This window comes from Acidobacteriota bacterium, from assembly GCA_003696075.1.
Classification (GTDB): domain Bacteria; phylum Acidobacteriota; class Polarisedimenticolia; order J045; family J045; genus J045.
Window position 1 is genome coordinate 1 of sequence record RFHH01000115.1, and the last position, 12,261, is coordinate 12,261.

A 12,261-nucleotide genomic window follows, 5' to 3' on the forward strand; every position below is an offset into this window, starting at 1 on the left:
CGGAGGCTTCTACGGCCTCAACCACCGCCCGCAAATCGAGGGCGGCCTGCTCGCGGACGAGGCGGCGGCGCTGCTGCGGGCCTTTTTCCGCGAGCGACGTTGACCGCAGCAGCGAGCGGCCGCCGCGGTTGCTCACGGTTCTCTGCGCCTTTTGTTCCAAGGCTCGACGTGACTGCGCGCGCGGTTTCCGGGATCGGAAAGCCTACCGGGTCAGCGCGCTCCGCCCGGCCACAGCCGCGGCTCCGTGTGGGGCATGTGGCGGCCGCCTTTGCCGGGTACCTGGCGGAGCGCTCTGGCCCCGGAGGGCGGCTCGGGCATAATTGGGGGCTGCCAGGACGGGATGCGGAGAGATGACCGAGTGGCTTAAGGTGCACGCTTGGAAAGCGTGTGTGCGGGAAACCGCACCGTGGGTTCGAATCCCACTCTCTCCGCCATGTCCGGGCCGCGAGCGGCCCGGCACCGCGCCCGGCGAGAGCGTGACCTCGTGGGGCTCGCGCCTGTGCGACCCGGTCCCGTGAACCCCGTCAGGCCCGGAAGGGAGCAGCGGTAAGCGGATCGCCGGGTGTGCCGCAGGGCCGTCGGGCCCCTCCATCGGGAGGCGGCGGGGTGGACCCGCGCCTCCCGCCCATCGCCCCGGGCGGGTGGTGCCCGCCCCTTCCGGAGGGACGCGGTGCCGAGACGCCCCCTCGCGCGCACCTACCGCCCGCAACGCTTCGCCGAAGTCCTCGGGCAGGAGGCCCCGGTCCGGGCGCTCGCCGCGGCGTCCGCCCGGCGGGAGCTCGCCGCGGCCTACATCTTCTCGGGCACTCGCGGCATCGGAAAGACGACCATCGCGCGGATCTTCGCCAAGGCCCTCAACTGCGAGAAGGGTCCCGCGGAGGACTGCTGCGACGCCTGCCCGGCCTGCCGCGACATCGCCGAGGGACGCTCCCTCGACGTGCTCGAGATGGACGCGGCGACCCACACCGGCATCGACGACGTGCGCGAGCTGCGCGAGGCGGCTCAGTATCCCCCGAGCCGCAAGGGGCGTTACCGCGTCTTCATCATCGACGAGGCGCACCAGCTCTCCCAGGCGGCGTGGAACGGCCTCCTGAAGATCCTCGAGGAGCCGCCTCCGTGGTGCGTCTTCCTGCTGTGCACGACCGAGCCGCACAAGATCCCCGCGACGATCGAGTCGCGCGCCCTCCACTTCGCCTTCAAGAGCCCCTCGACCGCCGAGATCCGGGAGCATCTCGCGCGCATCGCCGAGCGTGAGGGACTCGAGCCGACCGGCGAGGCGCTCGACCTGCTGGCGAAGGCGGCCCAGGGATCGGTCCGCGACGGCCTGTCCGCCCTCGACCAGGTGCGCGCCCTGGCCGGCAAGGCGATCGACGGGGCGGCGGTTCGCGAGGCGCTCGGCCTCGTGCCCGAGGAGGCGGTCCGGGACTACGTGCGTGCGGTCGGCCGAGGGGACGCGGCCGCGGCCCTGGCGGTGCTCGACGGCGTCGAGCGGGAAGGCCACGACCTCCGCGGCTTCGCCGCCGAGGCGCTCGAGCGGGTGCGGGCGCTCGCCCTGGCGAAGGCGGTGGGCTCCCGCCCCGGCGCACCCCCGATCGCCCCGGACGAGCTCGAGTCCTTCCGCGTCGAGCAGCTCGTCTGGCTCGGCAAGGTCCTCGATGAGACGGAGGCGCGCCTGCGCCAGGGGGGACCGCAGCGGGTTCTGCTCGATCTCGCGACGATCCGGATGACGGCGATGGCCGACCTCACCCCGCTCGAGGAGCTGGCGCAGCGGATCGGCAGCGGCCCGGCCGGCCGGCAAGCGCCGCCGGCGCCGCCCGGGCCCGCTCCGGCGTCGCCACGCCGCCGCGGCGGCTCCCCCGGCCCGTCCGCTCCGGCTTCGCCGCCCCCCAAGCGGTCTGCCCCGCAGGCCCCTCCCGACGACGCGTCCCTGCTCCCCCGGTTGGCCGAGGCGGCGGCGGCGATCACGGGGAGGGTCGGCTCGTTCCTGCGGCAGGCGAAGTCGGCCCGGCTCGAGGCCGACGGCCGGCTGGTGATCTCGATCGCCCGCTCGCGGGCGTTCTGGAAAACGCGCCTGGAAACGCCGGCCGCACGGGAGGCGATCGTGAAGGCCGCGGCGGAGGTCCTCGGCGGCGCCCCGCCCTCGGTCGAATTCCGGCTGGAGGGCGAGACCGCCGAGCCGGGAGCCGCGCGTCCGCGGAACCGGGACGCGCTCGAGCGGGCGAGCCGCGACCCGATCGTGCGGGAGCTCTTCGAGCGCTTCGACGCGGTGCTGCTCGGGGGCGAGGCGCTCCCCGGCCCGGAGGGGCCGCCGGCTCCGGATGGCCCCGCGCCGGAGGCGCCGCGATAATGGCGGCGGCGCCCGGAAGGGCGCGCGGAGGCGTTTCGATGGCGATGTCGATGGGAAAGATGGCGAAGATGCTGCAGAAGGCGCAGCAGGCGCAGCAGCAGGTCCAACAGGAGATCGCCGCCATGCAGCGCGAGGGGACCGCGGGCGGCGGCGTGGTGAAGGCCGTCGTCGACGGCCACAAGAACCTGCTCGCGCTGACGATCGCCCCGGAGGTGCTCGAGGACGCCGACGCGGAGATGCTCGCCGACCTCGTCGTCGCCGCCGTCTCCGATGCCCAGCGCCAGATCGATCGAGAGGTCGAGCGGAAGATGTCCTCGCTCGCCGGAATGCTCGGCCTGCCCCCGGGCCTCGGCGGCTGAGCGGGCGCGCAGGCGTGGCCGGCGGATCCCGGGCGGGTGACCCGATCGCGGAGCTGGCCGACCGGCTGCGGCGGCTCCCGGGGGTGGGGCCGCGCTCGGCCCAGCGGATCGCCTACCACCTCGCCCGGGCTCCGGCCGCCGAGGTCCGCGCCCTCGGCGAGGCGATCGCGCGGCTGCCCGAGGCGCTCGGCACCTGCCGCGTTTGCGGCAACCTCTCCGGCGGCGACCTCTGCGCGATCTGCAGCGACGAGCGCCGCGACGCCACGCTGCTGTGCGTGGTCGAGCACGCCGACAACCTGGCGGCGATCGAACGATCCGGCGTCTACCGGGGGCGCTACCACGTCCTCGGCGGCGCGATCGCCCCGCTCCAGTCGATCGGACCCGAGCAGCTCCGCATCGACAGCCTGATCCGGCGCATCCGAGAAGGTGGCGTCGAGGAGGTGATCCTCGCCACCAATCCCACCGTGGAGGGGGAGGCGACCGCCCTGTACCTCGCCCGGGCGCTGGCGCCCCTCGGCGTCCGGGTGACCCGGCTGGCCACCGGCGTCCCCGTGGGGAGCGAACTCGAATACGTCGACAAGTCCACGCTGGCCAAGGCCCTCGAGGGCCGGCGCCGCCTGGCCCCCGGGGAGTGAGCCCCCGGCCCGCCGGCGGATTGCCCCACCCCAGCCCCGGACCTAGATTCCGCGTCGCAGGGTGGTGGCGCCTGCCAGGCGCCCGCGCGCGGCGGCAACGGGGAGGCGAAGAGAGCGGGATGGCCGGATCGGAACTGATCCTCCACGAAGAGGATTTCCTCGCCATCTCCGGGCTGGCGGACGATCTCCTGCGCCGGGCGAACGCGCGCTTCGTCGCCGTCATCGACCGCAACGGGCAGCCGATCGCCTGGTCGGGCGTGCTCCGGAACGTCGACCGGACCGCCCTCGCGTCGCTCGCCGCCGGCAACGTCGCCGCCACCGAGACGCTGGCCAAGATGATCGGGGAGCCGAGCTTCTCCACGCTCTACCACGAGGGGGAGCGCGAGCACCTCTTTCTATCGACGATGGGCGAGATCGCGATCATGCTGATCGCGTTCGACGAGCGGTCGTCGCTGGGCCTCGTGCGGCTCCGCGTCCGCCAGGCCGAGCCGATGTTCCGGGAGGCGCTGGAACGGGTCGTCTCGCGCTCGCGTGCGGCCGCGGCCGGCCTGAAGGCCGGCGGCCCGGAAATGCCCGAGATCACCGACGAGGACATCGACAACCTCTTCGGGGACCAGTTCGGGAGCTGAGGTCGGGGCATGCCGTTCATCAACTACGCACAGCGCGAGATCACCTGCAAGCTCGTCTACTACGGGCCGGGCCTCGGCGGCAAGACGACGAACCTCCAGTGGATCTACGAGCAGACCAACCCCGAGGCGAAGGGCAAGATGGTCAGCCTCGCCACGGAGAGCGATCGGACGCTCTTCTTCGACCTCCTCCCGCTGACGCTCGGCACGATCCACGGGTTCAAGGTCCGCTTCCAGCTCTACACGGTCCCCGGACAGATCTTCTACGAGGCCTCGCGGCGGCTGATCGTCAAGGGGGCCGACGGGGTCGCGTTCGTCGCCGACTCCCAGGCTTCCCGCCTCGACGCGAACATCGAGTCGCTGCGCGGCCTGCGCGAGCATCTCAAGACCCACGGCCTCGACTTCGCCACCCTCCCCTACGTCCTCCAGCTCAACAAGCGCGACATGCCGACCGCGCTCCCGGTGGACGTGCTGGTCGCGAAGCTCCGGCTGAAGGGCGAGCCGGTGATCGAAGCGGTCGCGCCGAAGGGGATCGGCGTGTTCGAAACGCTCAAGGCTCTCGTCAAGCAGACCCTCGCCCGCCTCCGCCAGGGAGCGATGGCCTGATCCCATCCGGGCTCGGCCTCCCGTCGCAATTCCGCCGCGCGCGGGAAGGCGATCCGCCGCCGCCGGGAAACGGGCGTGTGGGCTCGCACCCGGCCGGTTCGCCGGGGGTGGCGCGGGCCCATGGTCATGACATACTAGTTAGTAAGAACCTCTGCGAGCGAACCAGCGGCACCCTCCCTGGCCCGCGGCGGGTGTGCCGGCGCGCGGCGGCATCGAACCGCCGCGGGGAGTGGTGGCGTGACGCGGGCGCTTCCGGCCGTGGTCCACGGGCGCTTCCGCGCGACCGCCTCGGCGGGGCGCGCGGTCGGGCTCGGGTGCCGTGCGCTGGCAGCGGCGCCCGTCGACTCGAACCCGGCCGCGGCGCTAGGCTTACCGGCACCCGGAGGCGGGGCCCCGGCGGTGCGGCGCCGCGCCGGTGAGACCGGGAGGCGCTGTGAGCGGGAACCGGCCGGATCTCGAGCAGCGGGTCGCGGAGCTGGAAAGGCGTCTCGATCGGATCGAGCGCCGGGTCGAGGCGCTGGCCGCCGCCGGGCCGGAGGCCTGGACGGTCGCCGAGGTCCCGGAGACCGCCGCCCCGCCGACCCGGAGCCGGGGGCCGCGGCCCGCCGCGTGGCTGGCGCTCACCGGCCGCACGTTCGTCGTCCTCGCCGGAGCCTTCGCCTGGAGGGCTCTCACCGAGTCGGGTGTCCTGCCGCAGGAGGCCGGCACGGCGCTGGGGATCGCCTACGCGCTGGTCTGGCTCGTCATGGCCGACCGGGCGGCCGCGCGGGACGACCGACTCTCGGCCGGGTTCCACGGACTGGCGACCGCACTGATCGCCTTCCCCCTGGTCGGGGAGGCGACGGCGAAGTTCGGTTTCCTCACGCCCACGCAGGGAGCGGTGGCCCTGTCGATCGCCGCGGGCGGAGCGCTGCTGCTCGCCTGGCGGCGGCATCTGCGCGGCTTGGCCTGGACGATGACCTCCGCGGCGGTGGCGACCGCCTGGGCGCTGGCGGTGGCCACGCAGCGTTTCGTCCCGTACGCCCTCGTGCTCGTCGGCCTGGCGGCGGTGGCTCAGTGGCTCGGCTACTCGCGGCGATGGACGGTGCTCGCTTCCCTCGCCACCTACGTGGCCGCGATCACGCTCGCCGGTATGACCGCCATCGCCACGCTCGGCCCCTCGGAGCGCGTCCGGCACCTGTTCGAGCCCGAGGCGCTCGCGGCGGTCGAGTTGATCTTCCTGGCCCTCTCCCTGGCCGGCGGCGGAATCCGGGCGGGCTGGCTGGGAGGCGAACTCGGAGCGATCGAGATCGCCCAGCTCGCCACCGCCGCAGCGGTCGCGGTGGCGGGCGCACCGTGGCTGGTGCCGGCCCCGAGGCGGTGGGCCCTGGGAACCGCGGGCGCGCTCGTCGCGCTCCTCGCCTTCTCCGCCACCCTGGCGGCCGGGCGGCGAGGCGCGCGGACCGAGACCGCGAGGCGGGGCTTCGCCTTCCTCGGCCTGGCGCTCGTCGTTTGGGCCGCGTGGCTGACGCTACCCGCGGGGCCGCGGGCGATCGGCCTGGCCGCGGCCGGGGCGGCCCTTCTTCACCTCTCGCGGGACGGCGCGGGCGGCCTTCGCGCGGCGTCGGGACTGCTCCTCCTCCTGGCGGCGGCGGCTCCCTCCGGACTCCTCGGGACGATCCACCGAGGTCTGTTCGCCCCGCATCCCGGGGCGGGCGCCCCCGGGGCGGCCTGCATCGCGGCCCTGGTGCTGGGGGCGGTGGGCTCGCTCCCGCCGCTGCGCGGCGCCGACCGCGGCTGGAGCACGCCGCTGAACGTCGGCCGCCTGTTCGTCGTCGCCCTGGTCCTCGCCGGAGCGGCGGCGCTGGCCGTCCTGGCGATCGCCTCCGCGGCCGGAGCGGGCGCGGCGTGGCTGTCGACCCTCCGAACGGCCGCGCTGGCGGCGCTCGCCCTCGCTGCGGCGGGACTGGGGCGCGCGCCGCGCTTCGCCGTGGCGGGATGGCTGCTCTACCCGGCCCTGACGGTGGGGGGCGTCAAGCTGCTTCTGGAGGATCTGCGGGTGGGCCGGCCCGCCACGCTCGTCCTTTCGCTCGCCATGTTCGGCCTCGCCCTGATCGCCGCGCCGCGGCTGGCCCGCCGCCCTTCCCCGGCCGGGCGCGGCGCGGCCTCCTCCTGATTCCCGGCGCCGCGGCCGGTGCCGCGGCGCGCAGTCCCGACCCCATCGCAGCGGCGTTCCGCCCGCCCCGCCCCCGCGGCCGGGGTGCGGCGGCGCGCCGGTGGAGACGATGACCATGTTCAAGACGCTCTTCCGTTCGCTCGGCAACCGGACCAGCCTCGTGGGAGCGGCGATCACCACCGCTTCCGCGGTGCTGATCATCACGATGTTCGTGCTCGAGCAGCTCGGGTTCATCCCCAACCCTTACATCGGGATCGTCACCTACCTGATCCTCCCCGCGATCTTCGGCGCGGGTCTGCTCTTGATCCCGATCGGGATCGTGCTCCACCGCCGGAGCCTCAAGCGGCGGGTCGGAGTCCCGCTGCCGACCTTCCCGGTGATCGATCTGAACCGGGCGCGGACGCGCGCGGTCGCGGTGGTGGTGCTCCTGCTCACCGTGGTGAACATCGTGATCATCTCCACCGCGACGGTGAAGGGCGTCCACGTGATGGACTCCACGGAGTTCTGCGGCTCGTGTCACTCGGTGATGGAGCCGGAGTACACCGCCTACCAGCGCTCCCCGCACGCGCGCGTCAAGTGCGTCACCTGCCACATCGGCCCGGGAGCGGACTGGTTCGTGAAGTCCAAGTTGTCGGGAAGCTGGCAGGTGGTCGCCACCGCCCTCGACCTGTACCCGCGGCCCATTCCGACCCCGGTGCACTCCCTGCGCCCGGCCCGCGACACCTGCGAGCAGTGCCACTGGCCCAGCAAGTTCGTCGGTGACCGACTCAAGCGCATCACCCGCTTCGACACCGACGAGAAGAACACCGAGCTGACGACGATGCTGCTCCTGAGGGTCGGCGGGACGCAGGGAGCCAACTCCCACGGTATCCACTGGCACGTCGATCCCGGCATCACCGTCCGCTACCTCGCCGACGCCAAGCGTCAGACCATCTACGAGGTGGAGCTGATGCGCGCCGATGGGTCGGTGAAAAGGTTTCGCGGTCCCGAGCCCCCGCCCGACGGCACCGAACTCGAGTGGCGGGTGATGGACTGCATCGACTGCCACAACCGCCCGACGCACATCTACGGCACCCCGGAGGACGAGATCAGCCGGGCGATCGTCGCCGGGGACATTCCCCGAGATCTGCCCTTCATCGTGCGCGAGGGGATCCGCGCGCTCCGGACCGAGTACCCCTCGCACGAGGCGGCCCGGGCCGGGATCGCCGAGCAGATCACCTCCTTCTACCGCGAGAACTACCCCAGGCTGTTCGAGTCGGCGCGGGACGCGATCGAGCGAGCGGCGTCGGCGCTCGGCGACATCTACTGCCGCAACGTGTTCCCCTCGATGAAGGTGACCTGGGGCACCTATCCGGACAACCTCGGCCACGAATCGTCGCCCGGATGCTTCCGCTGCCACGACGACGAGCACGCCACCGAGGACGGCGAGACGATCTCGGGAGACTGCGACCTCTGCCACGCCGTCCTGGCGATGGAGGAGGAGAACCCGGAGATCCTCGCCGCTCTCCAGCCGTGAGACCGCCCGCGCGCCGCCCGGAGCGCCCGCCGCTCCGGGCGCGCGTCACGGGGTCTCGGCTCCGCACGGGTTGACCGAGACCACCCGGTAGAAGTAGGCGCGCGCGTCCGTGAGCGCTCCTTCGTCGTCGAAACGCGGCTCCGCCGGTTCGCCGATGACGATGCCGTCCGACAGGTCCGGCCGCGCGCCCCGCAGAACCCGATAGAACGAGGCGCCCGACGCGGCGTTCCACGTCAGCCGCACGTGGGCATGGCCCCAACGTCCCGCGCGGAGCGAGTCGCCCGGCGAGTCGGCGGGCGGCCGCGAGCTGGTCTCCACGCCCGACCGCCGGACCAGGTTCCCGTCGACGAGGCCACCGTTCGCCGGTCCGCTGCCACAGGTCTCGTCGTTCTCCGCGCGGACGATGTAGTGCACCGTCGTCCCTTCGGGCGCCGAGGCGTCGGTCCAGGTCGTCCCCGTGACGCCGGAAGCGACGAGGGTGGTGGCGTCCGGGACGAACTGCGGATCGGTCGAGCGGTAGATCGCGTAGGTCCCGGCGGAGCCGGTGCCCCAGGCCGCCGCCTCGTCCCACGACACTTCCAGGCCGCCCGGCGCGCACGCGTCCGGGTCGCGGACCGACTTCACGCCCGCGAACGACGGCGCTCCGCCGCAGCCGCCGCACGCCGCGAAGTCGGGCAGCGAGCCGTCCTTGAGCGCGATCTCGTCGACGTTCCAGCCGCTGTACTGGATCGAGGAGTTGGTGCGGTGCCGGAACACGATCTGGAGCACCGGCATCCCGTCGGCGAATCCCGAGACGTCGTACTTCTGCAACGTCCAGGAGGAATCGGTGACGGTCGCCCCGTTGTTCTGCCAGACCAGCATGCTGTCGCCGGTGCCGACGAGTTCCACCGCCGCCTCGTCCCCGCTGTGCACCGCGAGATGGCGCCGGAACATCAGCACGGTGTTGGTGCAGTTCGAGCAGGCGATGTGGGGCGAAGCCGTGGATGTCTGGATGCCGGGCTCGTAGTCGCCGGGCCAGGAGCCCTGCCCCGAGAGGTCGAAGCCCAAAGCGCCGCTCCCGGCGAAAGCACCGTCCGGATCGGGAGGCCCGCTGCTGCCACCCTTCCCCTGGGGCGTGCCGATCTCCCATTCGCTGCCCAGGGTCCAGTTGCCGGGACCCTCGAAGTCGTCGAAGTAGTACAGGCCGGGGATCAAATCGGTGTTGAACGCGAACGGCTCCCCACCGGCGTCGGCCGACGAGCTGTTTCCGTAGGCATCGGTGCCGGAGACGGTGAAGTAGATGCGCCCGCATTCGTCGAAGCCGGAAAGACGTGCCTCGTGCTGGGTCGCCAGCGTCTGATCGTCGTATGCCGCACCGAGGGCCGGCGTCGGGCCGTAGTCCACGTGCGTGGTCGCCGGCTCCGACGTCGTCCAGGTCAGCGTCGCGCTCGTTCGGCCGATCCAGCTCACGCGCACGTCGCGGATCTCCGGGCCCCGGCAGTCCGCTTTCGACGTGTCGCTGGCCCATCGCGACGATCCGGTCCCGTCGTCCTCGTCGAAATAGCTCGCCGTGATCAAATCGCCGTCCGCCACCTGCAACAGCCCGTCGCCCGGGATCGCCGGCCCCGGCGCGAGGTCGACCGTCCCCGAGAACCGCGCGCTGTTCGCGCTCTCCTCGGTCAGGGTGATCGCTTCGCCGTCGGGCTCGGTCGAGGAGAACACGTGCACGACGACCGTCTCGACGGCGCTGCTGTCCCGGTTCAGATCGAGGTCGTTGACGCTGACCCCGAGGGTGTCGCTGCAGGAGACGGGATCCTTGTCGAGCGTCACCCTCCCCTCGTGACAGGGCGCCAGGCCGATGTCGGGGAAGTTTCCGTAGGTCTCGAACCGGTAATACTGTCCGGCGTTGTCGTCGGTCGCGCTCTGCCCGAAACGATCCGCGCTCGACACGCTGTAGTAGTAGACGGTGCACTCGGAGAGCCCGGACAGCGTCACGGCGTGCGCGGTCACCAGGGACGGGTCGCTCGCCTGCTGGTCCGGCGGGATGCCCTCGCCGTAGTCGACGACGCTGTCCGACGACTCGTCCGTCGTCCACCGGACGACCGCCGACGTGTCCGTCACGTCGGTCGTGTGCACGTCGCTGATCGCGGGGGACCGGCAGTCGGTCGTCGCCGTGTCGGTCTTCGGCACGTCGGTGCCGCCCTTCCCGTCGTCCGCATCGATGTAGCGAGCGGTGACCGTGTCCGCATGGACGACCTGGATCTTTCCGTCGGGCGCGGGCGGGCCGGGGTCGGTCTCGATCTCCCCCCGGAAGACGCCCGATCCCGCGGAGCTCTCGGTGAGGGTGACGATCTCCGGCGACGGCTCGGCGCCGGAAAAGACCTCCACGTCCACGGTGCCCGTCCCCTTGAGATCGGCGTCCGACACGGTGATGTGCAGCAGATCGGAGCAGGTGGCGACCGACTCCTTGATCCGGACGATCCCGTCGGAGGTCGCCGACGCCAGCACCGCCTCGTAGGCATCGGCGCGCCCCGAGCCGTAGACGTTGTCCTTGCCCGGATCGCCCAGATCGACCGCCGTGTCCTCCAGGATCTGCTTGATGTCGTCGTGCGTCAGACCGGGGTTGTTCGAGATCATCAGCGCCGCCGCCCCGGCGACGTGCGGCGTGGCCATCGACGTCCCCGACTTGTAGGTGTACCCGGAGCAGAAGTAGTGGCTCTTGGTGTTCACGCCGGGACCCGAGACGTCCGGCTTGGTCAGCCCCGGCGGATAGGGCCAGTCGTTCCAGGGCGGGACGTCCTGCCAGGTCACGGGCCCCCGCGACGAGAAGCTCGCGATGGCGTCGTTGCAATCGACGGCGCCGACGGTGATCACCCGGGGCACGTCTCCGGGGGTCCGGACATTGTCCGGCTCGTTCCCGGCGCCCTCGTTGCCCGCCGCGATCACCATCGCCGTGCCGGCGTCGATCGTGTTCTCGCAGTTGGTGCGCCAGGTCGCGCGGTCCGGGTTCCACGAGTGTTTCCAGCCGAGGCTCATCGAGATCAGGTCGGCCCCGTTGTCGGCCGCGTACTGCATCGCCTCCCACACGTCCGGCTCGTCCGACGTGGTGAGGCCGACACGCAGAACCATCAGGCGGGCGTCCGGCGCCATACCGGCCTGCGTGCCGCTGGTTCCGTCGCCGGCGACCGTTCCCGCAGTGTGGGAGCCGTGGCCATCGCCGTCGTCGGGGTCGTGATCCCGGTTGTCGATGTCGTAGCCGATCAGATCGTCGACGTAGCCGTTGCCGTCGTCGTCGACGCCGTTGAGATCGTCCGGATCCATCACCACCCCGTCGCCGTCGAGGTCCTCTCCCGGGTTGACCCAGATCTGGTTCACGATGTCCGGGTGCGACCAGCAGACGCCGGAGTCGATCATCGCCACCACCGCCCCCTCGCCGGTGATGCCCAGATCGTTCCACACGTCGGGAGCGCGCATCAGCGACACGCCGCACTCGATCTCGGTGGCCTGACCGGGGGCCAGCGAAGCCTGCGCCGCCGGCAGCTCGAGGCAGGCCGGCTCGCCGAGGAAGACCGGCCGCTTCGGCGAGTGGCGCACCCGCGCCACCTCGGGCAGCTCCGCCAGGCGGCGGATGTCGGCCGCCGTGAGGTCCGCGGCGACGACGTTCCCGATCCAGAGGAACCGCACGCGGCGCGCCGCGCCCGCGGCCGCCAGCGCCCGCAGCTCACCGCGCAAGCGCGCCTGGGTGCGCTCGGCGTGCGCCTTCAGCGCGCCGACGATCCGGCGGCGCCGCTCGGCGCGGTCGCGCACGCCCGCGGCGTGCGCCCGCAGGGCCGGTCCGGTGAGCTGATCGGCGAGCACGAAGTAGACGGGAATCAGTTCCCCCGGCGCGGCGCTTTCCAGTACGCGCTGCAGCTCCGGGTCGATCTTCGAGGCCGCGGAGTGGTTCCCAGCGTGAGCCGGAGGCACGAGGACGGACAGCGAGACGAATGCGGCGGCGGCCAGCAGCGCGCGACGCTTCATGGATCCTCTCCCTCGTTC

The 12,261-nt window shown here is 72.5% G+C and carries 9 protein-coding genes, 1 tRNA gene and 1 other RNA gene; 10 read left to right on the forward strand and 1 reads right to left on the reverse strand.

Annotation, left to right across the window (positions count from 1 at the left end):
- From D6718_07165 to D6718_07210, 10 genes are all read left to right on the forward strand, one after another.
- Nucleotides 1-103 (forward strand): tRNA-specific adenosine deaminase (locus D6718_07165; protein ID RMG45514.1); only part of this gene is annotated, 103 nt, incomplete at its 5' end.
- Between the two features lie 241 nt (nt 104-344).
- Nucleotides 345-434, forward strand: a tRNA-Ser gene (locus D6718_07170).
- A gap of 54 nt (nt 435-488) precedes the next feature.
- An RNA gene (ffs, locus tag D6718_07175) (signal recognition particle sRNA small type) lies at nt 489-588 on the forward strand.
- Nucleotides 589-670: 82 nt separating this feature from the next.
- Nucleotides 671-2,347: a DNA polymerase III subunit gamma/tau gene (dnaX, locus tag D6718_07180; protein ID RMG45515.1), complete on the forward strand. Its 1,677-nt coding sequence runs from the start codon at nt 671-673 to the stop codon at nt 2,345-2,347.
- Nucleotides 2,347-2,706: a YbaB/EbfC family nucleoid-associated protein gene (locus D6718_07185; GenBank protein RMG45516.1), complete on the forward strand. Its 360-nt coding sequence runs from the start codon at nt 2,347-2,349 to the stop codon at nt 2,704-2,706. The genes dnaX and D6718_07185 overlap by 1 nt, the downstream gene beginning before the upstream one ends.
- A gap of 44 nt (nt 2,707-2,750) precedes the next feature.
- Nucleotides 2,751-3,341, forward strand: coding sequence for a recombination protein RecR (gene recR / locus D6718_07190; protein ID RMG45521.1), 591 nt, complete (start codon nt 2,751-2,753; stop codon nt 3,339-3,341).
- Nucleotides 3,342-3,460: 119 nt separating this feature from the next.
- Nucleotides 3,461-3,970, forward strand: a complete 510-nt coding sequence (locus D6718_07195; GenBank protein ID RMG45517.1) for a roadblock/LC7 domain-containing protein — start codon at nt 3,461-3,463, stop codon at nt 3,968-3,970.
- A gap of 9 nt (nt 3,971-3,979) precedes the next feature.
- On the forward strand, nt 3,980-4,573 hold the full coding sequence (locus tag D6718_07200; GenBank protein ID RMG45518.1) for a gliding-motility protein MglA: 594 nt from the start codon (nt 3,980-3,982) through the stop codon (nt 4,571-4,573).
- A gap of 433 nt (nt 4,574-5,006) precedes the next feature.
- Nucleotides 5,007-6,728 (forward strand): hypothetical protein, encoded by a 1,722-nt coding sequence (locus tag D6718_07205; protein RMG45519.1) that lies wholly within the window; start codon nt 5,007-5,009, stop codon nt 6,726-6,728.
- Between the two features lie 109 nt (nt 6,729-6,837).
- Complete coding sequence (locus D6718_07210) at nt 6,838-8,244, forward strand: cytochrome C (GenBank protein ID RMG45522.1); 1,407 nt, start codon at nt 6,838-6,840, stop codon at nt 8,242-8,244.
- Nucleotides 8,245-8,289: 45 nt separating this feature from the next.
- Here the strand turns inward: D6718_07210 and D6718_07215 are convergent, their stop codons facing one another.
- Nucleotides 8,290-12,243: a hypothetical protein gene (locus D6718_07215; GenBank protein ID RMG45520.1), complete on the reverse strand. Its 3,954-nt coding sequence runs from the start codon at nt 12,241-12,243 to the stop codon at nt 8,290-8,292.
- Nucleotides 12,244-12,261: the final 18 nt, after the last annotated feature.

Excerpts from the sequence above, each read along its gene's own strand:
- D6718_07195 (RMG45517.1), top strand. The coding sequence starts at position 3,461 with ATGGCCGGATCGGAACTGATCCTCCACGAAGAGGATTTCCTCGCCATC.
- D6718_07185 (RMG45516.1), top strand. The coding sequence starts at position 2,347 with ATGGCGGCGGCGCCCGGAAGGGCGCGCGGAGGCGTTTCGATGGCGATG.
- D6718_07215 (RMG45520.1), bottom strand. The coding sequence starts at position 12,243 with ATGAAGCGTCGCGCGCTGCTGGCCGCCGCCGCATTCGTCTCGCTGTCC.
- D6718_07210 (RMG45522.1), top strand. The coding sequence starts at position 6,838 with ATGACCATGTTCAAGACGCTCTTCCGTTCGCTCGGCAACCGGACCAGC.
- D6718_07200 (RMG45518.1), top strand. The coding sequence starts at position 3,980 with ATGCCGTTCATCAACTACGCACAGCGCGAGATCACCTGCAAGCTCGTC.